The organism is Candidatus Xenohaliotis californiensis, from assembly GCF_963930935.1.
GTDB lineage: Bacteria > Pseudomonadota > Alphaproteobacteria > Rickettsiales > CAWVOK01 > Xenohaliotis > Xenohaliotis californiensis.
Genome location: NZ_CAWVOK010000034.1, coordinates 1 through 26153, shown reverse-complemented (window position 1 = coordinate 26153; position 26153 = coordinate 1). Strand labels below are relative to the sequence as shown.

Annotated in this window: 25 protein-coding genes; 13 read left to right on the top strand and 12 right to left on the bottom strand. The window is 30.9% G+C overall.

Annotated features, from left to right (window positions below):
- Positions 1-12: 12 nt before the first annotated feature.
- Together AABI72_RS04670 and AABI72_RS04665 are read right to left on the bottom strand one after the other, a co-directional pair.
- Positions 13-2799, bottom strand: a complete 2787-nt coding sequence (locus AABI72_RS04670; RefSeq protein ID WP_338364899.1) for a class I tRNA ligase family protein — start codon at positions 2797-2799, stop codon at positions 13-15.
- A 488-nt stretch (positions 2800-3287) separates the two neighbouring features.
- Positions 3288-4520 (bottom strand): iron-containing alcohol dehydrogenase, encoded by a 1233-nt coding sequence (locus tag AABI72_RS04665; protein ID WP_338364897.1) that lies wholly within the window; start codon positions 4518-4520, stop codon positions 3288-3290.
- A 198-nt stretch (positions 4521-4718) separates the two neighbouring features.
- On the opposite strand from AABI72_RS04665, the gene AABI72_RS04660 reads away from it, so the two are divergent.
- Positions 4719-5564 carry a D-alanyl-D-alanine carboxypeptidase family protein gene (locus AABI72_RS04660; RefSeq protein ID WP_338364895.1) on the top strand — a complete coding sequence of 282 codons (846 nt, stop codon included), beginning with the start codon at positions 4719-4721 and terminating at the stop codon, positions 5562-5564.
- A gap of 208 nt (positions 5565-5772) precedes the next feature.
- Positions 5773-6369, top strand: a complete 597-nt coding sequence (gene recR / locus AABI72_RS04655; RefSeq protein WP_338364892.1) for a recombination mediator RecR — start codon at positions 5773-5775, stop codon at positions 6367-6369.
- A 3-nt stretch (positions 6370-6372) separates the two neighbouring features.
- Here recR and AABI72_RS04650 read toward each other — a convergent pair whose 3' ends face one another.
- Positions 6373-7722, bottom strand: coding sequence for a M48 family metalloprotease (locus tag AABI72_RS04650; RefSeq protein WP_338364891.1), 1350 nt, complete (start codon positions 7720-7722; stop codon positions 6373-6375).
- 40 nt (positions 7723-7762) lie between these two features.
- Here AABI72_RS04650 and AABI72_RS04645 point away from each other — a divergent pair, with 40 nt between their 5' ends.
- A complete protein-coding gene (locus AABI72_RS04645) occupies positions 7763-8587 on the top strand; it encodes a YihY/virulence factor BrkB family protein (RefSeq protein ID WP_338364890.1) in 825 nt (274 codons plus the stop codon).
- Between the two features lie 2 nt (positions 8588-8589).
- Here AABI72_RS04645 and AABI72_RS04640 read toward each other — a convergent pair whose 3' ends face one another.
- Positions 8590-9300 (bottom strand): hypothetical protein, encoded by a 711-nt coding sequence (locus AABI72_RS04640; protein ID WP_338364889.1) that lies wholly within the window; start codon positions 9298-9300, stop codon positions 8590-8592.
- 65 nt (positions 9301-9365) lie between these two features.
- Positions 9366-9896, bottom strand: coding sequence for an ATP-dependent protease subunit HslV (hslV, locus tag AABI72_RS04635; protein WP_338364888.1), 531 nt, complete (start codon positions 9894-9896; stop codon positions 9366-9368).
- A gap of 74 nt (positions 9897-9970) precedes the next feature.
- On the opposite strand from hslV, the gene AABI72_RS04630 reads away from it, so the two are divergent.
- Positions 9971-10201 carry a Trm112 family protein gene (locus tag AABI72_RS04630; RefSeq protein ID WP_338364887.1) on the top strand — a complete coding sequence of 77 codons (231 nt, stop codon included), beginning with the start codon at positions 9971-9973 and terminating at the stop codon, positions 10199-10201.
- 124 nt (positions 10202-10325) lie between these two features.
- Here AABI72_RS04630 and AABI72_RS04625 read toward each other — a convergent pair whose 3' ends face one another.
- Positions 10326-12140, bottom strand: coding sequence for a HAMP domain-containing sensor histidine kinase (locus tag AABI72_RS04625; protein ID WP_338364886.1), 1815 nt, complete (start codon positions 12138-12140; stop codon positions 10326-10328).
- A gap of 46 nt (positions 12141-12186) precedes the next feature.
- On the opposite strand from AABI72_RS04625, the gene nth reads away from it, so the two are divergent.
- Both nth and AABI72_RS04615 read left to right on the top strand, forming a co-directional pair.
- Positions 12187-12831 (top strand): endonuclease III, encoded by a 645-nt coding sequence (gene nth / locus AABI72_RS04620; RefSeq protein WP_338364884.1) that lies wholly within the window; start codon positions 12187-12189, stop codon positions 12829-12831.
- A gap of 73 nt (positions 12832-12904) precedes the next feature.
- Complete coding sequence (locus AABI72_RS04615; protein WP_338364882.1) at positions 12905-13882, top strand: methyltransferase domain-containing protein; 978 nt, start codon at positions 12905-12907, stop codon at positions 13880-13882.
- An 8-nt stretch (positions 13883-13890) separates the two neighbouring features.
- Here AABI72_RS04615 and AABI72_RS04610 read toward each other — a convergent pair whose 3' ends face one another.
- Entirely contained in the window at positions 13891-14118 is a 228-nt protein-coding gene (locus AABI72_RS04610) for a hypothetical protein (RefSeq protein WP_338364879.1), read from the bottom strand.
- The gene (locus AABI72_RS04605) at positions 14119-14451 is read right to left on the bottom strand and encodes an iron-sulfur cluster assembly accessory protein (RefSeq protein ID WP_338364877.1); all 333 of its coding nucleotides are present in this window, start codon (positions 14449-14451) and stop codon (positions 14119-14121) included.
- A gap of 221 nt (positions 14452-14672) precedes the next feature.
- Here AABI72_RS04605 and tsaD point away from each other — a divergent pair, with 221 nt between their 5' ends.
- From tsaD to AABI72_RS04590, 3 genes are all read left to right on the top strand, one after another.
- Entirely contained in the window at positions 14673-15722 is a 1050-nt protein-coding gene (gene tsaD, locus AABI72_RS04600; RefSeq protein WP_410520610.1) for a tRNA (adenosine(37)-N6)-threonylcarbamoyltransferase complex transferase subunit TsaD, read from the top strand.
- Positions 15723-15867: 145 nt separating this feature from the next.
- Positions 15868-16227: a hypothetical protein gene (locus tag AABI72_RS04595; protein WP_338364875.1), complete on the top strand. Its 360-nt coding sequence runs from the start codon at positions 15868-15870 to the stop codon at positions 16225-16227.
- Between the two features lie 22 nt (positions 16228-16249).
- On the top strand, positions 16250-16654 hold the full coding sequence (locus AABI72_RS04590) for a hypothetical protein (RefSeq protein ID WP_338364873.1): 405 nt from the start codon (positions 16250-16252) through the stop codon (positions 16652-16654).
- Between the two features lie 5 nt (positions 16655-16659).
- On the opposite strand, the gene AABI72_RS04585 is transcribed toward AABI72_RS04590, so the two are convergent.
- The gene (locus AABI72_RS04585) at positions 16660-17670 is read right to left on the bottom strand and encodes a hypothetical protein (RefSeq protein WP_338364871.1); all 1011 of its coding nucleotides are present in this window, start codon (positions 17668-17670) and stop codon (positions 16660-16662) included.
- A gap of 132 nt (positions 17671-17802) precedes the next feature.
- Between AABI72_RS04585 and AABI72_RS04580 the strand changes: the two genes are divergently transcribed.
- Together AABI72_RS04580 and AABI72_RS04575 are read left to right on the top strand one after the other, a co-directional pair.
- Positions 17803-18798, top strand: coding sequence for a pyruvate dehydrogenase complex E1 component subunit beta (locus AABI72_RS04580; protein ID WP_338364869.1), 996 nt, complete (start codon positions 17803-17805; stop codon positions 18796-18798).
- 72 nt (positions 18799-18870) lie between these two features.
- The gene (locus AABI72_RS04575; protein WP_338364867.1) at positions 18871-19863 is read left to right on the top strand and encodes an extracellular solute-binding protein; all 993 of its coding nucleotides are present in this window, start codon (positions 18871-18873) and stop codon (positions 19861-19863) included.
- A gap of 8 nt (positions 19864-19871) precedes the next feature.
- On the opposite strand, the gene AABI72_RS04570 is transcribed toward AABI72_RS04575, so the two are convergent.
- Both AABI72_RS04570 and AABI72_RS04565 read right to left on the bottom strand, forming a co-directional pair.
- The gene (locus AABI72_RS04570) at positions 19872-21167 is read right to left on the bottom strand and encodes a pitrilysin family protein (protein WP_338364865.1); all 1296 of its coding nucleotides are present in this window, start codon (positions 21165-21167) and stop codon (positions 19872-19874) included.
- Positions 21164-22465: a pitrilysin family protein gene (locus AABI72_RS04565; protein WP_338364863.1), complete on the bottom strand. Its 1302-nt coding sequence runs from the start codon at positions 22463-22465 to the stop codon at positions 21164-21166. Before AABI72_RS04565 ends, AABI72_RS04570 begins: the two co-directional genes overlap by 4 nt.
- Before the next feature lie 335 nt (positions 22466-22800).
- Here AABI72_RS04565 and ispD point away from each other — a divergent pair, with 335 nt between their 5' ends.
- The gene (gene ispD / locus AABI72_RS04560) at positions 22801-23481 is read left to right on the top strand and encodes a 2-C-methyl-D-erythritol 4-phosphate cytidylyltransferase (protein ID WP_338364861.1); all 681 of its coding nucleotides are present in this window, start codon (positions 22801-22803) and stop codon (positions 23479-23481) included.
- Positions 23482-23547: 66 nt separating this feature from the next.
- Entirely contained in the window at positions 23548-24045 is a 498-nt protein-coding gene (ispF, locus tag AABI72_RS04555; protein ID WP_338364859.1) for a 2-C-methyl-D-erythritol 2,4-cyclodiphosphate synthase, read from the top strand.
- A 31-nt stretch (positions 24046-24076) separates the two neighbouring features.
- Here the strand turns inward: ispF and AABI72_RS04550 are convergent, their stop codons facing one another.
- Complete coding sequence (locus AABI72_RS04550) at positions 24077-25999, bottom strand: hypothetical protein (protein WP_338364857.1); 1923 nt, start codon at positions 25997-25999, stop codon at positions 24077-24079.
- Positions 26000-26153: the final 154 nt, after the last annotated feature.

The following is a 26153-nucleotide window of genomic DNA, read 5'->3' as shown; positions in this document are numbered from 1 at the left end:
AAAAATAAATAACTAGTTAGTTAGTAAACTAAATTTGTAGTCACCAACCACATCATAATTATCATTAGGCATTTCCCCCCAACTGATAGAATCAGCATTAATAGCATTTCTTAAATCGGCAATATTGCTAATGTCATCTACAAAATCACTATTATTATTTATAGCCAAAAACAATTTACATGATTTCTTAATAGAAATATTTCTCTCTGACTTAATTCTACGCACTCCAGACAAAACAGAAACACATCCCTCTCCTATTCTAATAGCATCAGAAGGAATATTCAGGCTATCATTATGGAATATCTTATTATTTGTGATATGTATAGAACCAGTGGCAATAAAAAGTGAACGGTATATTGCTTCTGTAATATATGGTAAGAAAGGTGCAAAAAAGATTAATATAGCCCTAAAACAGTGGCACACTGTATTTACTGCACTATATCTCTCTTCCATGGGAGTGCTCTGCTGATCAGCATATATGCGCACTTTGATAAATTCAAGATAATTATTACAGAACTCACTCCAGAAAAAATCCTCAACAGCTTGTCTTGCAGTACAATAATCTAAATCATTAAAGCACTTTTTATACTTATTGTTCAATAAAGACAGCTTATGCAGAACCCATAAATCTATTACACTATTTATAGCCTTAGATTCAATATCTTCATCAATTGATTTAGCAGAAAATGCATCAACATGTAAACTAACAAACCTTGCTGCATTCCAAAGTTTATTAACAAGACGATGTCCACTGTACATTGTATCATCAGAGATAGATGTATCAGCACCAAGCTTAGTTGTAGATGCCCAATATCTAATTACATCAGCGCTATTATTCATCAAAAGAACATTAGGATCAATGGTATTACCTTTAGATTTACTCATCTTGCTCCTATCATCGGCTAAACACCATCCACTTATCATAATCTTGTTCCATGGTGCTATATTGTTATGGAAAAAAGATTTAGCAATAGTATAAAAAGCCCAAGTTCTAATAATCTCATGTGCCTGTGACCTTAAATTAGCTGGAAAAACATTATTAAAAAATTTTCCATCTTGAGCATCAATGGCATTTAACCCACCAGCATTAATCTGAGGTGTTAAAGCACTAGTTGCCCAAGTGTCCATTACCATAGTTTCAGGATATATATTAAAAATATCACCATTTTTAAACAAAGTCTCACCATTTTTTACAACAATATCACCAACAAGATTAAACATATTGCATGGTGCAATATAATCATTAATACATTTTACTAAAAAACCATTAGAATCATCATCTAATTTATGAAGTAGCTGCATTTCCTTTGGTGGTCTTTCCATAGGATTTATGGGTAATTCAACCACTGATGCAATAAAAATTACACAATTATCATTAAATTTACCATGTGCAGCTAAATCAATATACCATACAGGAAATGGTATACCATTATATCTCTGTCTAGAAATACACCAATTAGCCTTAAGACCACTAATCCATTGTTCTATTCTGCTATACATGGTAACAGGATGCCACTCACACTTCTTGGCCATACTTAAAAGCTTATCTGAGTTTGATAAAATATCAATATACCATTGCCTTGATGAGACAAATTCTAGCAAAGCACCAGAACGCTCTGAGCACCTAACAGTATGAGTTATTTGCTCAGTTTTTGATAAAAATCTATTGTCTTGCAAAAAACCCACTATATTGTCTCTAGCTTTTTTAACATAAAAATCTTTTGATGCTTTTGTGTATTTAAAAAATAATTCTTTATCAACTACTTTCCAAAAATTAGAAAGATCAATTGATGAACTATCTACATCAAATGCAAAATCTGCCAAATAATCGTTATCATCAAGCTTAACTTGTAAAATATGACCATGTTTATCCAAAGCATTAGGGTGCAACTTAAATATCAGATTTGCATTAGCTATTTTATGTGGTGAATTGTACCAATTTAAATCTAAATCATCACCAAAAGTACAAAACATTACAAGACCAGTACCTTTGTCAATATTAACTTCATCATTAGCTATTAATGGCACACATATACCACAAGGGGTTACCACAGAAAAACAATTTTTGGCATTATTGAACCTACTATAACGCTTATCATCTGGATGAAAAAAAACTGCCAAACATGCATGTATAAGCTCTGGCCTAGTAGTTGCAATAACAACATGACCCAAATTCTTACCTTCTGGACTTAATAAGGTAAAAAATATTTCATGCATAAAACTATCTGTCTGGGTCTCCACAATCTCTGCCTGTGCAACAGCTGTTCTATCTAAACAATCCCAAGCACAAGGTGAATATTTCAAATATGCTATATTTTTATTATAAAGCTCAATAAATGATGCTTGAGATATATGCATGCAATGCTTGTTTGCAGTATTATATGACAAAGACCAATCAAAACTAAACCCTAGTCTGGTAAATAAATTATAAAAATCTTCTCTAAATTTTTCACTAATTTCAGCACACATGTTAGAAAATTTAGAACGAGTAACGTCAAAAGTACGTATTTTATTCTCCTTTTCAACCAGTTTCTCTGTAGGCAAGCCATTGTCATCAAAACCTATGGGGTAGAACACATTTTTACCAGACATTCTCTGAAAACGAGCAATAAAATCAGCATGACAATAGCTAAACACATGACCCATATGTAAAGAGCCTGATATAGTTGGAGGTGGCGTGTCAATCACAAATCTTTCTGCAGATGAATTGTGATCATAAGCATAAACACACTCATCTTGCCAAGTTATATTCCACATCTTTTCATTTTCAATAAAGTTATACTTTTTGCCTAATGGCATAACGCACCTAAAATAACATGTGGTTAAATTAATTTTTAATTATAAACAATAATAAATACATATGCAATACTGCCCAGACAGGCACATAGCAAATGGTTAAATATCTATATGCTAAGGCCAAAATACATTTTATATATAAATGTATGCAATTTACTTGCAGTAAAAAACAATACTACAATCTATGATTAAAAATATTGCTAAATAGCTTGTAGTGCAAAAATCATCATATCTATAAACTCACAGCACATATGATTGCTATAACAATCTACAAATCACACTATAGTAAAAAAATATTATAACAAACATTTACTCAGAAGCACCAAATATTAAATTTAGCAAATAGAAAATTATAGTAAAAGAACCTTAGATTTAGATATATACTAAATACAATTCTATATTGATCTACATTAACTAACACACAGTTGCCTACAACATAAGTAATTTATTGTTAGCACTAAATACTAAAAAACACTGTGTAATAATTTAATTTATATAAATTTAGCAATCAATTCTGGATTAACATACATAGCAATATCTAAAGAGCTGAAAGAGCTAACCATAAATGGTGCTGTTTGCACAGATTTAATATAAGCATTCTTTGAGATAAATAAATCTCTATAATTATAATTCAATCCAATATCTCTATAAAGCTTAGCAATATCTGGCATAGTGGCTAATCTATTTTTTATCATCTCCCAAGATACTGCAATTTTATAATTTAACTCTCTAAAATCTACTGCATTTTTTCTTTCCAGCTGCTCTATAACAATGCCTAACTTGGTATCCAATGCAACAGGATTATTATACATAACAGGTATCTGCTCATTCAGTAAATATTTTTGCAGTCTGTATATAAGAGAAGTGTTAACAATTAAATGCTTGTTATTATTTATACCTGAAAAACATCCATATAAACTCTTTAAAACATTTGATATATTATAAACACTCTGAAATAAATAACTAAAATCAGACAAACCTATCACTAGGCCAGCAGCTAGTAAACAATTCATTAACACTACTAATGCACTTTTATTGTGCAATACAATCTGTTGTGATGCAGCAAATACTTTATCAAGATATTGTAATAAAAAATTATATACCTCAGCATTGTATTTTTCTCCAAATGTCAAATGTGAAATCAGCCAATCTATCTCCAAAGTATAGAATGCTAAACACTCACTTAAACCACTAATAATGAGCTCAACTGGTGCTTCTGCAATTAAATTAATATCCACATATATAGCACTTGGTGCACTAGTATGCAAAAATTCAACTACACCATTATTATACAAAACTGCAAATGTTGAAGAATATGAAGTAGAGGAAGGTGCAGTAGGCAAAACAAAAAATGGTTTGCCAGCTAGAGTTGCAGCATACTTACCAAGATCAACTACCGTACCACTGCCTAAAATAAGAGCATAGCTATATTGTGCAAACTTAAGACTAATTTCTTGTGCTAACTGCACAGTCCTTTTTGGCCTCTCTCCAAGCACAAGAACTTCACAATTTATAGTCTTTCTCAAGTCCATTCCAATAATATCATAAAGTGCACTATCACATATAAGAATATATGTATCATCATTTTTACTTTGTGATGAAATAAAACTCTTAAGATTAGAGATCAGGCTTCCACACATCACTATTGGGATATCTGGAAGTTTAACTCCATTAGACTTAAAAACTAATTGTTCAGAAATTGTATAAAAACAAGTGGATGGCATAAACTTACCTTATAATTAATAAATTATTATTAAATAATTATGATAAATATTAACATTTTAATATAAAATTTAATAGTCTATTTAATATAAAAAATTAAGAAATAAATGTTGACATTTAAAATAAAATTAACTAAATAAAAAAACTTCCATTTAAATAAAATTTTCTCTATAACAAAAAAAAATGCTTAGATGTAAAAAATGTTAAATCAAATAGTAATATTTTTTTTAATTTGCACTGTTTATGTAATCCCATTTGCAGTATATGCTAATGAAAATAAACATGCTACACTTCTAATAAGAGTAAATGATAATACTATTCTTTATCAGAAGAATGCCAACTTACCACGTCACCCAGCTTCTCTAACAAAACTAATGACAGCTTATATAATATTTGATCAACTAAAACATAACAAAATTACCATGAATCAACAGGCTGTGGTGTCTAAATATGCATCATCAATGATACCAAGCAAAATTAAACTGCAACCTGGCGAAAAAGTTAAAATCAAAGACTTAATAAGAGCAATAATAATTGCATCAGCCAATGATGCAGCTGTAGCAGCTGCTGAAATGATATCTGGCACTGAAGCAAAATTTGCAGTGCTAATGAATCAAAAAGCAAAAAACCTTGGAATGCATGACACAAAATTCAAAAATGCCTCAGGACTGCACAACCAAGAACAGATAAGCACAGCAAATGACATGGCAAAGCTAGCTATTTCATTACACAATGATTTTCCACAACATTACCATTTTTTCTCAGAAACACATTTTGTATTAAAAGGTTTAAAATACCTAGGACATAATATTATAACAGAAATATATGAAGATGTTGATGGTCTAAAGACTGGTTTTACAAATGCTTCTGGACATAACCTTATAACATCTATACAGAAAGATGGACAAAGACTTTTGGGCATAATAATGGGCCGCCAATCTTTAGTAGAAAGAGATCTAGACATGATAGTGCTCCTACGACAAGGATTTGGAAAACCATCTATCACAGGATCAACTATACCAAAAATAAAGCACAAACCACAATAGTCTAGTAATTATGCTCTATAGCATACTGCAATTCATGTTTCCTTGATTAGTAATAGCAATGCAAGATATAATAAGCAATTGTAAATGCCTGCACTACAACACTATAGCTACTAATATAGTGCTTAACAAATAGCATACCTCATAAACATTGAACATTATCAAAAAAAATAATAGTCTGTTATTAATAATCTGTTTTATTCAGTCAGCTATGCACAGTGAAGTTATTGATTGTATGATGAAATCCATATGCCAATTACCTGGCATAGGTCCAAAATCAGCACGTAGATTAACATTACACATATTAAAATATAAAGAAACAGTAATGACATCATTATTACACAGCCTTTCTTTAGCAAATGACAAAATAAAAAGCTGTAGCATATGTTACAATATCTCAGAAGCTGACCCATGCCATATATGCTCTAATCCAAAACGAGAAAAAAATAAAATATGCATTGTAAAAGATGTGGCAGATCTTTGGATTCTAGAAGACAGTAAAATATATAATGGATTATATCACGTTCTTGGTGGCAATCTGTCCGCAGTTGAAAATATTGGACCAAATGATATAAACTTACAATCTCTAATACAACGTACAACAAGTGGCATAGAAGAAGTTATTATTGCTACAGATGCTACTCTATCAGGACAAACAACTGCACACTATATTGCCAATGCTTTAAAATTGAAAAACATTATCACATCAAGACTGGCATTTGGCATACCAATTGGTGGTGAGCTTGACTACTTAGATAATGGCACATTAGAAGTTGCTCTGCGTAACAGAAGTAAGCTAATCACATAGCAGTCAAATATTATGCAGAAGAATTTCTATTTCATTAATTCTAACATCATAATCATTGCTACCATTATTATGCTTCTTTGCTAAATTAATATAATGCTTTACCATTTCACGCTTATTAAGCAATAAGCTGTACTCTGCCAATGCTATATAAGAATCAATTTTATCACCCTTATTATAGTAAACCTCACCTAATAAATACCATGCATTTGCATTATCAGCATCAATGGCAATAACCCCAAGTAATTTTTCAATAGCCAAATCTAAATTGTCTAAATTGGAAGAACTCTTTAAAGCTTCTGCCAATTCCATTTTAATCAAAAATGCATCACTATTAAGCACTTGCAAAGCAGTTAAATAATTCTCTTTACTTTTATTTACATTACCAATGCTATAAAACAAATTACCTTTTAGCTCATATATATATGGATCATTTTTGTAACAAGAATTAAGCAATAAATCCAAATAGTCTAATGCTTCTTTTACACTACCTTCTCTGTAGTTAACTATAGACATAGCATATTTAGATATACATGTATCATTGCTGTATTTCCTTTTTACTATATCAATATTCCCCGTGAATGCTTCTATCTTAGCTTTAATCTTATGGAAAACATGTTCTTTTTCTTTATTATTAAATTGTTTATTAAAATGCCGATCTGGTAAATCTCTGCTATCAAAATAGCTTTTTATATATTCCAGACGCTCTCTATTCATTGGATGTGTAGATAAATAAGAATTCATTGTAGATGATAAACTATCATTCTTAGTCATTACTTGCAATAAATTAATAAATTCACCTGGATTGTAACCAGTACTTAACATGTAATCCACTGCGTTCATATCAGCTGCAGCTTCATTTGTACGAGAATGATGTAAGATATTAGCCTGCACCATATGCCCGCCACCATACCAAAGTGCAGCAGCAGAATCCATAGAATTACCTTTATTTGCTACAGCTAACAATGTAGTTCCTGCATAAACTAACATTAGCAATTTTTTTGCATCTCTTATTTGCTCACTCATTCGTGCAACATGTCCCAATTTTATATGTGCTAACTCATGTGCTAAAATAGCTGCAAGCTGATCGCAATTCATAACTTTTGCAAATACACCTGAATTAATATAAATAGTATTGCCACCTAAAACAAATGCATTAAAAGATGGGTCATTAACCATCAAAACATCAATCTTCATATCATCTGGCAATGCAACAGCAGATAATGAGTCAACAATACTATGTAAAAATGATTCTATTTCCTCATCTCTAATAAAATTAGCATGTATATTATGGGAAAATATAATGAAAAGAATATGTATAAAAAATAATATTTTTCTACCCACTGCTAAATCCATGTTAATATCTGTAAATATAAGATTAGTATACATATATAATATGCAAAAATTATTTAAATGCTTTTATAAATCAGCACATGATCTTATTCAGCATGATGGGGTAGAATATGCAGGTTATTTATCATTTTTGATCATACTGTCAATTTTTCCAGCTTTAATATTAATAGTCAGCCTAATTGGCTTGATTGTGCGAATAACCAATGTAGGAAATGATATTCAAAGTTTAATGTCAGCATTATTTATTGACAATGAGTTAGGAGACCTACTTGCAATATTAAAACCACAACTGTTAACAATAATTTCCACTCCACCGCAAAGCATATTAGGTATTGCAATAGTTGGCATGATATGGACATCATCATCAACTATAGAAACATTTCGTGTAATACTTAACAGAGCTTATAGAGTTAAAAGTCCACCACACTATCTAATAAGAAGGCTAACAAGCATACTGCAATTCCTATTCATAGTAACTGCAATTGCTCTTGCTATAATTGTTGGCTCATTGCTTGGTATAACAGTTAAAAGAATTGATGCAGGCATAGTAAAACATGTGATTAAAAACAACCTAACAGCTCAATATTTTATCACCATTATTATTACCATGTTAGGCATTCTTTGGCTATACACAATTGTACCAAACAAAAAACAAAAGATTGTTAATGTATTACCTGGAACACTATTGGTAACTTGTCTGCTTACAGTAACTGCCAAAATTCTTACATTTTATATAAAAAAATTTTCACAAATAGGATCTATATATGGCAGTTTAGAAGGAGTAATTATAGCATTAATATTTTTCTATGCTATTAATCTATGTATAATCTATGGTGCTGAGTTTAACTACAACATACAACAAGCATAGTGCTAATCTAAAATACATTGCCCAACTTTTCCACTATAATTTCTCATATAATAACAATACCATTCAAGTGCAGATTTTGAAAAATAATGCATTCCACTACACTCAACACTAGTAGTATTATAAGAATCTAGTAAACTCATGTTCATATTATTCATGCGATAAGCTCCAACAATCTCACTTACTCTATCACAACCAACATCACAGTGAATATAGAATACCCTAGGACTCTTATATACTCTATTCATCAAATTAATCAACAATGAAACATGCTGAGGATAATAATTTTCATAGTCATAAAGCAGTCCAAACAATCTTCCATTATTTGGCACAACATTATCCACTATTTTGCCAAATACTTTAACTTTTTTTACACTTGGTGTGCCAAATATTGGCCAATTAAATATTTCACCTATAGCTGGATATTTCTTAAAAAATGCAAACTCAGTCTTTATGTTGTCACTATCACTAAGCAATAAATTTATATCAACAATAAATAAGTTGTTTGGCATATCTATATTTTTAACTCTCATAGCTTCATTATGCATTACCATATACAAATCACTATACTTAAATTCATTGTTATATACTGGCAGATCACCACGAAACAACCAATTGTCTCCAATTTTATCTACAAAATATACACTATCCTTACTAAATGCATTGGCATTATACACAATAAAAAAACAGAGCATGTAAAATACAAATAATTTCATACATAGCCCTTACAAAAAGTATTATTAGCCATATTGTAAATCAATAAAATTAAATATAACAACAATTAAATATCTATAACCTCAACAACCAAATTGTGATTAGTATAAACACACATATCAGCTGCTATATTCATAGCTTTACGTGCAACATGCTCTGGATCCATATCATCTGCATACATAGCTCTAGCGGCTGCAAGTGCATAATTGCCACCAGAGCCAATAGCAGCTAAACCACTTCCTGGAGATATAACATCACCAACACCAGTTATAACTAAAGTATCAGTCTTGCTTGCAACAATCATCATAGCCTCTAGCTTCCTAAGATAACGATCCATTCGCCAATCTTTTGCTAATTCAACACAAGCTCTTTTCAGCTGACCTGGATGTTTATCAAGCTTTGCTTCTAGTCGCTCCAATAAAGTAAATGCATCAGCAGTAGAGCCTGCAAATCCAGCAACAATAACATCATTACCTTTGCTGGAAATTTTTCTAATTTTATGTGCAGTAGATTTCATTACTGTATCACCTAAGGAAACCTGACCATCTCCAGCTATAACAACCTTATTTTTACTACGAATGCTTAAAATAGTTGTCATTAACAGCACCTATGTTGCTTATATCATAAATAGATCATAAAATAATAACATGTTCCTTGGCAATAAAATTCAGCATGAATGAAGAGAAAATAAACAAATTATTACAAATAATTGCATGTCCTCAAACTGGGCAAAATCTATACTATGATCAAAAATCTAATCAACTGGTTACAGAAGATGGCAAAATAAACTATGCAATCAAAGACAATATACCAATACTACTAGTAGACAATGAAGAAGAAACCGATGAATATACTGACAAATCAGTCAAAAATGTGGAAAAAAAATATAATAATCTATCTTAACACTAACATAGCACTAACTATTTCTTTAAAGTCAGTATATTAGTAAAAACAAAATTTTCTTATCAGAGCCAACACAGACCATTGTAACATAAATAGCAAAACTCTATAAAGCTCAACATAGAAACTACAAAACACTACTACTCTTACTACTAACTGTATGCTTAAGATCTGTGCTAACTGTTGCTGTTGCTGGTATTTTAATACTAACCATTGTTCCTTCATTGGGTTTACTTATAATATCCAATGATCCATTCTGTAAGTTTAATATTTTTTTTGCCAAAGATAGCCCAAGACCTATACCTTCAAATCTTCGTTTTAAACCACCATCCAACTGATCAAATGCAGAATAAGCTATATTTAATTTATCATTTGCTATACCAATACCCTCATCTTTAATAATTATTATCAAACGCTCCCGAGAAACACCAGTAAGAATAGTGATATCTATACACCCATTATTATGGCTAAACTTAATAGAATTAGAAATAATATGCCATATTACCCGCTCTGTAAGCATTGAATTAACATAACTTTCAGCAACTTTAGCATCTTGAGCAATACTAATTTGCAAACTTTTTCTTTTAATGTCTTTGCGAAAATCATTAATAACTTTTTGTATAATATCTACAACATTAACCAACTCACCTTTGTTATGCATCACACCAACTTCAGTAGTTGATATGTGTAGAATATCATCTATTGTAGACAACAATTTCCTTCCAGACTCATATATATCGTTACTATATTCAGTATACTTATCATTCAATTGACCCATAAGCTGATTCTTCATAATCTCAGAAAATGCAATAATCACATTTAATGGTGTTTTTAACTCATGGCTTATTCTAGCCATAAACTCAGATTTAGCCTTATTAGCAATTTCAGCCTCAATCTTCTTACGACTAAGTTCATTTCTAACTAACTCAAGTTCACTAATATAACAATTTATAGATCTTAACTGTTGTGCAAGAATGCTAATCTCAGCTACCTTGTAATTAGGAATGTTTATATCATGCTTACCCATAGAAATTAAATCAACAACCCGTGCCAATGTTACTATAGGTTTAATATTTCTAATATGAATAATATATAAAAAAATGACCATTGTTGAGCATACTGCAGTAAAAATAAATATTGTTTGAAACAAATGCCTGTATAACTCTCTTTTCCTAATAAATGGATCATACACAGCCAAAATCTTCAATGGATAATTTACCACATTCTGTACAACAAAATCCTCTGGCTTAAGTTTGCTTAAAAAAATATGCTGACTAATTGGCAAATAGTCCAATGCATTATTATTATGTCCACTGTCTACAGCAAAATGCACCTTACTTAACTTAGCAACACTTTTAATAAATAGCAGCATATCATCAATCTTAATATCAACTGCTAAAGTTCCCAAATAATCCCCATTATCATTATGTGCAAATACCAACAAACTACATATGTTTTGCTCAAGTGATAGACCTGTCTCACTATGATATGCCATAACCACCATGTTAGATTTAATGTTTAAATTATCAGCATTTAAACCACTAATAGTTGGGTGAATAGTGCCTATCTTACCTACAACATCACCAGCCTTAACAACACCATTGTTATCAAGCCAATTTATAGAATCCCATACCACCAATGAATCATATTTATGAAAACTGTTAATTAGATTATCAACATATTCTATATTGCCATTATTATCTTGTATTCTATTGACTATATATGACATTATATATTCTATATGAGAAATAGATTGCCTGATAGTGCCAACCATTTTTATAGACTCCTTGTGTAAATATCTCTGCACTCGTTGATTAAAAAGCCTATGTTTTTGTATAACAGCAATCACAAGACCCGCTATTGTCAACAGCACTACAAGAAAGCTCATCTTAATAAAATCATTTAATACTGAATATTGCCTTACATGCTCTTTATTCTTCATATATAAATAGAGTTACTGTATATTTACAATGTACACTCAATAACCAATGATGTTAATAGTAGATATGATTATCAAGGAAATGCTTAACCGTTTTAGGAAAGAAAATCCAAATCCTACAACAGAGTTAGACTATATCAATAATTACACATTGCTTGTAGCAATAATGCTTTCAGCACAAACAACAGATAAACAAGTAAATAAAGTAACTAGCAAACTATTCAAAATTTTACAATCACCCAAAGATACAATTAAAATTGGCATAGAAAAACTTGAGGAACATATATCAAGTATAGGTCTGTGGAGAAATAAAGCTAGAAATATAGTAGCAATGAGTCAAATTTTAATTGATAAATTTAATAATACTATTCCTAATAATATGGAGCAATTAATCACATTACCTGGAGTTGGCAGAAAATCAGCTAATGCTTTTCTAATTACTGCTTTTAATCTTCCAATGATGCCAGTTGACACACATGTGTTTAGAGTAAGCAACAGAATTGGCATTGTTTCCACCAACAATGTAAAGACAACAGAGCAAGAGTTGTTAAAAATCATACCAAAAAAAGACATGGCCAACACACATAATTGGCTAGTGCTTCATGGTAGATACACATGCAAAGCATTAAAACCTAGATGCAACAAATGCTTGATCTCTGATCTGTGTGCATTCAATCAAACACAAAATAGCTAATGATACAAAAACAATAGACATGATAAATGCAATATTGATATAGTTCTTATAAAATAGTGAATAGTATATGAGAATGACTAGCACAATATCATCTAACCAAAATAATAAAAGTCAATCATTTATCAAAAAAAAATTTAAGGTATTTTGGCATAAAATACTAAACCTACATGAGACCAACATGGAGGTTGGCTTGTGTCATTATTACATGGATAATAACTTTGATGCAACTATACGCTTTAAACTAATACTTAAATTTTATCCCAATGATATTGAAGCTCAATATAACTTAGGAAGATGCTACATGAAAAAAAACAAATTTCATGAAGCATTTAGAATATTTGAAGAACTAGCAAACAGGCATAGTATGGCAAAATATCAATGGGAAAAATCTATTAACAGCTTTAACATTAAAACCATACCATCTACAATCATCAATGAGGCTGCACACCATATAACTACATATAGAATATATCATGATAAAAAAGATATGGCATTGCACAGCATAGTCTTAAATGCACTGTCAAACCATCAAGATACAGAAAAAAAATTGAATATACTTCATATATGCTGTGGTATTGGAGAAATAGGTACTTTTCTAAAAAAAGCTAGTATTGAATGTGATATTTTTGGTATAGACACTGCACCAATTGCAACTGAGCACTGTGAGAAACTTTGGTTCCATAAAACTGGAAAGGTGTATAAAAAGACTCAAACTAGATCCACAACCAAACTACTTGACCCTATGGAGTCATTATATAATGCAGTATTTTGCACAGAAAGAATCTCTTATCATGCTAACTTAGAAAAAATACTTAAAAAATTTAAACAATTCTTACATCAAAATGGCATTATAGTAATTGCATTATTCAATACAGAAAATAATGATGTTGAATTCAATGAAATTCATGACTATTTCCAATTTAGCCAAGAATATGTAAAAAGCACTGCAGAAAAAATTAGTCTAGAAGTATTAGATATTTATAACAGTAAAGGGAACTTTTCCACTGCAAATAACAATTCATCACTATATATAATGCAATTAAAAAATTAAATAATAACCTAAGACTGTTTGTTATCATTAAGCCTATTCATTAACTCTAAATAATAAACATAACTCTCACATGTTGATGCTTGAATGCATATTTCTTTATTATGATTAGCAATAATTGTTTCTTGTCTTTTGGGTAGACCAATTATATACCATTTACCATTTATATATAGTTCATTATTTGCAAAAATGCTAATAGGCATCATTAAAAATAGCATTAAACACATTCTATATAACATTTACCTAATGCCAAAATCAAATGAGACACTCTTACCACAACCACACTTACCTAACTCAAGAGAATTATTCTTAATAAAAAATCCAGTTTCCTGTATCGTTTTATGGTAATCTAAAACAAGATCACCTTTTAAAAAAGGCAAGGCATTAATATCAACAGCAACTACCATACCATTAATATCTAATACATGATCTGTATCAAGCAAACTCTCAGGCTTTGTAAAGCCATAGGTAAAGCCAGAACATCCACCAGCTTCTAGCACAACTCTTAACTTGCCACCAACATTCTTAATTTCTAACAATGCAATAGGTGTAATGCTTATTGTAAAACTCATAGATTTTCTATAACTTCTATTGTTAATTTACTAATTAAATAATAACATCATTAATCATTAAAGTTCAAGACTACTCAATCCTTATTCATATAAGAATTATAAATACTTAATAACATATAAACTACTGTAAAATAATATAATGGCAATAAGCAATGCTTGCATGTATAGTATAAATTATTTTTTTATCTATAATTCATGGAAGCTCTTATTACAGCAAAATTTTGGCATCAACCGTGCTGGTTCTAGGAATTGAAACTAGTTGTGATGAAACAGCTGCAGCAATAGTTGACAATAAAAAAAACATAGTTGCCAATGTTGTATTCTCACAAATTCTAGAACATGCAAAATACAATGGAGTAGTACCAGAGATAGCTGCTAGAATGCATATTAAAAATATAGAAATGATTGTTAATCAAGCAATGACTAATGCTAAAATTGATTATAAACAACTAGATGCAGTTGCAGCTACCTCAGGACCAGGTCTAATTGGCTGTTTAATGGTTGGCCTAATGACAGCCAAAGGTATTGCACTAGCTACAAACAAACCATTTATAGCAATTAATCATCTCGAAGGACATATTCTTACTCCTATACTTACCAATAATATAGAATTTCCTTACTTCATGTTATTAATGTCAGGAGGTCATTGTCAGATTCTGGTAGTAAAAAGTCTTGGTAACTATATAAAAATTGGTGAAACACTAGATGATTCAGTAGGAGAAGCTTTTGACAAAGTAGCAAAAATGCTTAAGCTTAACTACCCTGGTGGGCCAATTATTGAAAATAGAGCACTACTTGGTAAATCAGATTCAATTAAGCTACCACGCCCACTGATAAAACAAAACAATCATAATTTTTCCTTTTCTGGCTTAAAAACAGCAGTAAAACGCATAGTTGACAAAACTGATATAACAATAGAACAAAACGTTAATAACATATGTGCTTCTTTTCAAGAAGCTGTTAAAGATATTTTTGTTGTAAAGTTAGATAAATTACTACCTATGCTAAAAATCAACTACCCTGCTGCAAAATATCTGGTTGTCTCAGGTGGCGTGGCATCAAATAAGCAACTTAGAAAAAGTATTTCTAATGTTGCCTTACAGCACAACCTAAAATTTGCAGCACCACCAGTTGCAATGTGCACGGACAATGCAGCAATGATAGCTTGGGCTGGTGTAGAGCGTGCTAAAATTGGCCAATTTAGCAACATAAATCATGCACCGCAAGCAAGATGGCCGATAGATTCACCTGATATACAAATAACAAATTAATCAATCCTATTCACTGTTTAACATAATCATCAACACAAATGCTAATTACTTAAATAAACAGCATTATCTCAAGATAAATCTTGTTTCATTAGGTAATGCAATATATAATTTAATTACAAATTCATTAATTTAATAAACATAAATAATGAAAAATAATAAAAAATTAGTACATACATACTACATTGATAATGAGCCACACACTGACAGTTATTATGGAATTTATGATAATAATCTGTTTGTTTCTGATTCTGCAAACAAATTATTACTTGGTCTTTCCATGATTCTTATAGGATCTACTGAGTCAAATGAAGTGTCTATGGAAGTAGATAATGAAAATAACATGATATTCTTTATAGAAAGCAGCACTGTAATTAATACAACTGGATCAGAAACTATTTCAGCCTACTCAAAAGGTACTATGGATATCTTTTACATAGACTCACAAACAGATCTACAGTACAATACCCACCATAATGATGAGATACACATTTTTGAACTTATTTAATACAAGCAAGTGGATTGAATAAATGCGTGAGAAAATATTACTTATAAAAAAATATAATGATAAAGACAATACTGAGTGTGAAGAAAAAGTTGCAGAAGGATATGTTGTTAACAATGTTTTTATTACTGGCACTGAAGAATGTAATAGTGCATGTCATGTTAATAGAACTATATTCTCAGTACATAAAGGATTCTTATTTGGCAATACTGTTGCATATGGCAACTTAGAGACAATAATTACAGAAACAGAAATTGACAATCACTATAATTATGAAAATATTTATAACCTATCTATCTATGATGCTAAAATACACAATACAGACTTAAGCAATAACATAATTGGAGAATACACACTAAGCAACACCTCTTGCATTGAGGAATACAAATTAACTGCAGTAACAGACATTGATGATTTTTCTATCATATAAAATATTTACTTTATGTCCATAGATGCTATAGTTGTCATGGGAGTAGACACAGCAGTTGAAATAACATTACCTACACCATTTTCTTTTAAACTCTGAGTATCAACTATTTGTGTTGTATTATAATTTGTAACAACATCAGCAGATTCTTGATTATTATTCTCACTCTGCTGACCATAGCCAGATAGTGATTTACAACCTAAGCCAACTGCAGAGTTAATTAACTCCTTTTGCTTCATCTCAATATCCATATCACTGGAAAACAAACTAGTTGATACTAGTGCAAACAGTCCTGATGTTCCAAGCACAACCCCAGTTGTAATTAACATATTTGCTTGTACAAAAGCTACAACTGTAGCAACCCCTAAAACATAGGGTAACAAAACCATTTGAGATAACAAAAATATAAATACTATAACTGCAAGTGCAAAAGTACGTAATTTGTATAATAAATGTCCTTTTGTGTGTCTCTGTCTACTTTTTGGCTCATCTCTAATACCCATAACCATTTTTTTTAATCTATTTGCTAAATCTACCTCAGTAGTCTCATCATTGCAATAACATGTGTCACCATATTTATTGGCAAGCAATCTCCAAATAGAATTAGTTACATCTATTGTGTTCTGCCTATCTAATAATCTGCTACCATTGCCAAAAATATTAATAATATCAGTACGCACATCATTTAATAAACTAACTACCTTTTCTATATTCTGACCTGCATTAATCATAATATTATGGTTAAATACTTTATAGGTAAGAAACTGATTACGTACACCATAATCTAAAACAGAGAGAAAAAATTTATGTATTATAATTTGCCAAAACTGCAGATCAATTACTGCACTTCCATTATTATTGCTTCTATAAATATCATCTATATGCTCATTGAATGAACTAATAAGTGGTGAATTACTGTATAGATGTATTACCAAAGGCAATTCAAGTGCCATTGACAAATCTTTTGAAGATTCATAGTTAATTTGTATATTGTTAGAAATAAAACTATTTAAAAACATTTATTACTGAAGATATATTTTTATTACCATTATATTACAAATAACCAATAAATACATTATCTATATTTACGATTAGTATTTTTTTTAATAAAATGCATAGATTAAAATAAATTTATATAAAACTGAGGCACAATGGGTATTGAAATACGCAAAGCTATTAATGATGCTATTGCAGAGGAAATGCGCCAAGATGCAAATATCTTTGTCATAGGAGAGGAAGTTGGAGAATATCAAGGTGCTTATAAAGTAACTAAAGGATTATTAGAAGAATTTGGCTCAAAACGCATTATTGACACTCCAATCACTGAACATGCTTTTACTGGTCTAGCCATTGGTGCAGCTTTTATGGGATTAAGACCGATAGTTGAATTCATGACTTTCAACTTTGCCATGCAAGCCATAGATCAAATTATTAATTCAGCTGCAAAAACACATTATATGTCTGGTGGTATAGTTAAAGTACCTATAGTCTTTCGTGGCCCAAATGGAAATGCTGTGGGAGTTGCAGCACAGCATTCACAGTGTTATGCTGCATGGTATGCACATATCCCAGGATTAAAAGTAATTGCACCATACTTTGCAACAGACTTTAAAAGCTTGTTAAAATCTGCAATAAAAGATGATAACCCTGTTATCTTCTTAGAAAATGAGCTGCTATATGGCAACAAAAATGAATTACCCAACTATAATGTCACAAATGAAACAACAGAAATAGGCAAACTAAGAGTAGTGCGCAAAGGAACTGATGTAACTATTGTTGCTTTTTCTTATGCAATGGTCATGGCATTAGGTGCTGTTGAGGTATTAGAAAAAAATGGTATAAATGTAGAGTTGATAGATCTGCGAACATTACGTCCACTTGATATACCAGCTATTATACAATCCTTTAAAAAAACTAATAGAATGGTTATTGTTGAGGCTGGTTGGCCATTTTGCAACATATCATCAGAGATTGTTGCACAAATAGCAGAACATGCTTTCGACTATATGGATGCCCCTATATGTAGAGTATTAGCACAAGATAATCCCATGCCCTACTCCAGGGAGCTAGAGCTAGCAACCCTTCCAACTTATCATAATGTACTTGATGCCATAAATCGTGTATGCAACTTTAAATTTAGTAAATAATAAAATTTATGGCTTGATAGAAAATTATGGCAAGGATATTCTAATTCCATTATTCAACAAATTAACTACATTATGGTAAAAAAATCAGCTGTCTTACTAATAATTGTACTACTTGCAATCATTTTTCAAATTATATTTAACAACAAAGAATTACTAAACATATATTCAACTAGAGAAGAAGAATTATTAAAAGATGTAGTTGCAGAGTTTACCAAAAAAACAGGAGTAAAAGTCCATGTTTTCTATGGTGATACATTGCCACTACTAACATGTAACAAAAAAAATGCAAAAAAAAATATAAATGCAGCAGATCTGCTTATATCATCAAATAATATTATTATGGCACTACTAGCAAACAAAAGCATGCTACAGCCGATTAGAATAGATAATATAGTGGAACAAAAATGGATTCCTATAAGCAAAAATCCACAGCTCATAGTATATATAAAAGATAGAATGGAATTGGGCAACAGAATCGAAAACTATGAAGATCTGTCAAATGTTAAATGGCACAATAGAATTATAATCTCTGAGTCAAAAGAAGCTAATAACTACTCACTGCTAACATTCTTAATAGCTCACTTTGGCCAAGAATATGCAAAAATTTGGCTTAGTGGACTCATAAACAACCTAGCACATGAGCCATTCCCAAATGAGCAAGATCAACTCAAAGCACTGATAAGCAAAAAAGCTGATATTGCAGTGATAAGCTGTAGTATATTAGCAAAATTATTACAAAAAGATGAAAAAATATCCAATAAAATTAAAGTTGTCTTCCCAAATCAACAAAACTATGGATTGCATACAAATTTTAGTGGTATTGGTCTATTTAAAACAGCAAAAAATAAAAACAATGCATTAAAATTCATACAATATATTATAACCAAAGATGGACAAAAGCTTTATGCTATTAAAAATAATGAATATCCTGTAAACAATGATACTCCTCTCAGCCCATTGTTACAAAATTGGAGTGGATTCAAAGAAGATACAAAAACTAATGACAGCTTAATATACTATGCCAGAGATGCATTAAAAATGGCCAATACAGTTGGCTGGAGATAAATACCTAGCTAATTGCCTACAGTAACAAATGTAAATGCATCTGGATCTAAAAAGCTTTTAGCCATCTTCATTGCATTATGCATTTTAACCTTATTTATATTGTCAGTGTAGTTAGATAAAAAAGTAACTGGCAGTTTTAATGCCTGTAGACTAGATAAATACATTACAATAGTTTTGTTATCCATTAATGACATAAGAAAACGATTTGTTATGTTCTTTTTAATATCATTAAACTCATCATCTGACAATTCTTCACTAGCAAATGATTTTAAAATTGATTTTATAACATCTATAGTTTGCTCTGGGTCTTTAGTGGAACATTTTCCAATCAACAAAGAATAAAGATTTTTCTCAACTAAGCTAGTTCCAATAGAATAAACCAATCCTCTTTTAACTCTAATTTCATGCATTAACCTAGAAGACAGTCCTACTCCTAACATTTCATTAAGTACAGTAGCGGTATAAAAATTTGCATCACTTTTTGATACACCTTGTGCATAAAAAGATATAGCAGTTTGTGGCACATTATATTTAAAATGTTCTATGATTGTGCTTTTATGTAGTGTTGGTACAACAATTTTTGATGTGCTAATACTTGATTTAGGAATGCTGCCTAAATATTTATCAAGTGCCATAGAAATCACTTTACTATCAACATCACCAGATACTGAAATATGCATATTAGCAGTATTAAATATTGCAGCAACTCTCTCTTTTATGTTGTCTGCAGTAATGCTATTGCGTGAATTCTTGTCACCATATGGAACCCTGCCATATGGATGCTTACCAAATGCAAACTCTGATGTTTTTTTAGAAAGAATAAAAAATGGACTCTCCTCAGCATGCAAAACTTCAGCTTCAATAGAATCTTTGCTGCGTTTCATAGCATCATCTGTTATACTAGGATTAATAATAAGTCTATGTAAATAATCTAGTGCATTCATCAGTTTTGATGATACTGATTTGATATAAACCTTACTATTGTCTACATCGCTAGAAAAACTCAACACTATGCCATCTTGATCAATTAGGTTGTAAAAATCATCTGGGTTGGCTACTGTTAAACGATCATTGAGTAGATGCATAGCAAGATATGTTATCCCATGTTTGTCCTTTGTTTCTGTTGCATATCCCTGTCCTTTGAGCAAAATTTCCATAGATATTATTGGTAATTCATGATTCTCAAGCAGCATTACATCAAATCCACTGCCTGTCTTAAAACTAACAACATCATCCCAGCTAAAAGCAAATGCTTTAGAAAAACTTAATGGTAATAAAACTAATATTAAAATAACATTCTTCATGATGCAGAATCTCCTTTTAACCAACCTTCAACAAAATACCCACTAACTAAACTTTTTATAGCATTGTTTACATCATCTAAAGATATTTTCTCCATATAATCAGCATATCCATTAGCAAAAAAACTATTTGGCAAACCTAATGCAATTATCTGAGCATAATATCTTGCCATAATGTCAATACTGCCATGCATATAAATATTACTTATCTTCAATGAATTTTTAGCTATCTCAACCTGCTCATTAGAGACTCCTTTTTTAGCAAGATCTGCCAAAAAACTATCCAATTCTTTGGAAAGCACATCCATTGATACATTTGCAGAAGGCATGAGAGCAAAAGTAAACACACCTATATTGCCAATCACATCCACTTCTGTGTCAAGCTCAACAGCCACTTTACGCTCAACAACCAAATATTTATAAAGCTGACTATTACGCTTTCCTGATATAACTTCACCTAAAACCCTAAAAATTAATGCATTATGCAGATCTGATCCTATACCTGGAGCACGATAAGAACGTATAATCTTATTCTGTTTAATTTTTGAGTCTGCAATAGTAGTGTAAGTATTTCCATACAATTTAGGCAAAAGCTGCTTAATGTTAGGTGTTGCTAAGTTAGTTGAATTTTTTGCTGGATAATATTTATCCACCATTTCTTTAGCATCTTCAACACTAACATCACCAGCTAGCACTAAAATAGTATTAGATGGACTATAGTATTTATTATAGAAATTCAATAAATCATCTCTTGATATGGCATAAATATCATGCTCCCAGCCAACTGTTGGATGTGCATATGGATAATTCAGCCATAAAAACACATTCATAGACTCCATCATTTTAGCAAACTCATTATTCTCAACTCTTTGTCTGCGTTCCTCCATAACCACATTCTTCTCTTTTGCAAGCTCATCATTATTAATAAGCAAGCTATTCATACGGTGTGACTCCAACTGCATTACAAGTGCTAAATATTCCTTAGGAAAAGTAGCGTAATAAACAGTATATTCAGCACTAGTGGCAGCATTATAACGTGCTCCAATCTTCTCAAGTTGCTCAACATAATAATTAGAATCTCTTTCTTTAGTTGCCTTAAACATCATATGTTCCAACAAATGTGCCATGCCAGAGAGTCCAACAGGCTCATTAAATGAACCAACTTTATAAAACAATACATGTGATACAAGTGGTACTCTAGTATTTTTTAAAACACAAACTGTCATTCCATTATTAGCAGTAAACACTGATGGCTCAATATTAAGCTTATCATCAATGGCAACAGCACTTTGACCAAACATCAATGTAAGTATAAATACTAAAAAAAATAATTTTCGCTGGTGCAACATGACACAATACATATAAACCCCATTACCAATTATAAAGTCTAATAAGCATAACCACAATCTATCATAGCTATTATGGTATAGCAACAAACATTGACAACCATATCAAGATTATACAATAAGCAATCATATTGCACTTAGTTAAATGTATTAAATAAACAATGTATTTAGCTAATTTAAAAACAAAACCCTACAAGATATCGATAATTAAATTATTAGAAGTAGATTTAAGTTGAAGCATATAGGAAAAAAAAATAAAGTAGTATTACTTATGTTAAATGGTTGCCAAGGTGAAAGATAATAGAATTGCAGCTGTTGTGGTAGCAGCTGGCAGTGGACAACGAATGAATACTGAATCATACCCTAAACAATATATCAAAATCAATGGTAAAAACTTAATAAATCATGCTGTAGATGCCTTTGTTAATCATAAAAAAATTGATAAGATAATTATAGCAATAAATCCTCAAGATCAACAATTATTCAATGCAGCTATACCACAGGCAGATTACCCAACTATCATAAGTGTAGCTGGTGGCAAGGAAAGACAAAACTCTGTTTGCAATGCATTGGAAGCGCTAGAGCAATATGATCCAAAATATGTACTAATTCATGATGCTGCACGCCCATTTTTATCAAAAGCACTAATTGATAGAGTAATTAAAGGGCTTGAATTAAGTACAGGAGTTATTCCAGCACTGCCAATAACAGATGCAATTAAAAGAATAGAGAAAAATAGAATAGTAGGCAATGTTGGCAGATCTGGCTTATATACAGCACAAACACCGCAAGGATTTGTGTATAGAGATATACTTATGTGCCATAGACTATCTAAGTTTAGCTTACATGTAGATGACAGTAGCCTTCTTGAGGCATACAACTTGCCTGTAACAATTGTTCTAGGTGATTATGCAAATGTCAAAATAACCAATGCAGAAGACTTAAAAATAACAGAAAGAGTGCTACAATAAAGCTTGCAGACAAATAAATATCCTGTAATATACTGGAGATAAATTTTAGACTAGTCAAGAGGCTTCATGTTTCGCATTGGATTTGGTTATGATTTACATAAATTCAAAATAAACAACATATCAACAAATCATATAATCAAAATTTGTGGTATTGATATTAAGCATAATAGAGCAATAGATGCTCATTCCGATGGCGATGTTGCTCTACATGCTGCTGTTGATGCAATTTTTGGTGCTATGGCTAAAGATGATATAGGAACACACTTTCCAGCATCAGAAAAACAATGGTATAATGCTAATTCTGAAATATTTCTCAAAGAAGCAGTTGAAATTATGAATGCTGAAAACTATAAGCTAGGAAATATTGATATCACCATCATATGTCAAAAACCAAAAATTGAACCACACAGAAACATAATGAGAGAAAACATGGCTAAAATATTTAACACTAATATTAATAATATTAGCATCAAAGCAAAAACTAATGAGGGGATGGATAGCATTGGCCAAGAATTAGCTATTGCAGCTCATGTTGTAGTTTTATGCTATAAAAACAATGTTTAATGGAAATAATCTGTTTATTCTAAATAACAATCTATTTCATATGCTTTGTACTCAAATTACTATTATCTCTTCTGAATAATCGTAAAGCACTTGAAGGATTTTTATCATCAAGTGTCAAATGCATATCATCAGACAATCCATCATCTTGAGCCATTTTTAAATGCTTAGCATCCATGCTTTCTTGCATTTGCATTAAGCTTGCTAAATTCTCTCCATTGCCTAAAGCAAGCCTCATGGCATTTGCAGCAATATCATCTCTGTTATTCTGCTCTGCAATCATGGCAACCATTTCCAATGTTTTCTTAGGTGTTGCTTCTGATAATGCACTTTCAACCCCTTTTGAGTGTTCTTTAATTGCAGCATCAATCATTGACTTATTAGCATTAGATACTGCACAATGAGCAATCTTGTCCATTGCATCCTCTATTTTCTTATCTCTTGCAGCCCTATTACGATAAACCATCATATCCTCCTCATATTGTAAGTTAAAAGTAGATACTGATGATTGTTTAATAAATTTATACATTGCATCTTTTACAGACATAACAACAGCTTCCAACCCAAGGATCTCTTTATTTCTTTTTTTGCTTTCTATAACTTCTATAGCTTTTTTTGCACACTCAATAACCTCATTTTTTTCATCTTCTAATTTTTTAATAACCATAGCATTAATTTGACCACCTGCCTTATGCTGCATATCTTCCGCAAATCTTCTGACTTTTGCTGCCTTCTTGGTAAATATATCTAATACATTTTTTATATTATCAACAGCAATGGATGTTATGCCAGCAATGGTAATATTTTTAATATTTTTTTCTAAATCATTTTTAACTTTTTCTCGTTCTCTGTCAACTGCATCTAATTTATCTTTGATGCTAGTATCTCTAATAAATGCAGCTTTATTTTTATAGTACTCCTCACCATAATCACCTAATCTTAAGCCAGTATACAAATTATGCAAAACAATCTCAGTACCATGCTCATCCTCTTGCATAGCATGCATAGCTAATGCATCAAATTCTACACCACTTCTTACTAAGCTTTGAAAATTTTCTTTAGCATCCTGCAAATCATGTTTAGCCAAATAAAATGACTTTCCTGTCTTAAATTTTGATTTTTCATAAACATTAGAACTAGCAATAAGTCTTTTTAAAGCAACATACATCAAACTATTTCCCTTACTATCAACTATCCTAGGATTAGCATTGTTTGCAATAATGTTGCTTAATACTCTTTTATTTACACCTTTTGTACTAAGAAGTTTAAACAATAAAGGTTCGCCATTAACTTTTTTATCCAAAACCTTAGAACTGCCTTTAGAAGATGCATTGTCAAACATTTTAATAAATAAATCCTGAGTTACAGTAATATTTTTCAGAACTTTTTGTGCAATTAGAAACTGTCTTCCTTCAGCAGATCTCTGAAAACCGGGGATATTTATAAAATCTTTAAAATCTTTAATGCCATACATATCCTTACTATATTCTCTGGCAAATTGCACTGTAGCCCAATTCCTGCCATGCATTTTTTCAGAGAATTCACTAAAGCTCTGCAATGCACTTCTTGAAACAACATAACCAAGCTCTGACAAAGCAGTGCTAGCTAATGTAGCACCAACAACCTGCTCATCTGGTGTTGCAAATTTATACAATTCTGCTATTGTCTTCAGTGGCTCTGGCTCACAATCAATGAAAATAAAACCTATCAACCCCTCCAATTTTTCTGCTGGCACATCTACCATATCTTCTTCTGAATCTTTTGATTTCTGCAATTCCTTACGTAATCTACTCCATTCATCAACCCGTGTTTTAATATGAGATATAATACTATTACGATATCTATTTAAATCATCACTATGCTTTAAATCACTGAATGATATATTTGGATAATCTTCTTTATACTGCTGGTGAAGTTTATCAATTCGCTCTAATGCAAAACGCGATATCTTTGGCATACATATAATAATTAAATCAACTTTAATGAAATATACTACAATAAAATTATTTATTTATTATTAATAAATAAAAATAAAACTTTAATATATAATAAAATTATATCTTAAAAATATAAGCATACAGCAATTAAATCCTAGTCCAACTAACCATCTT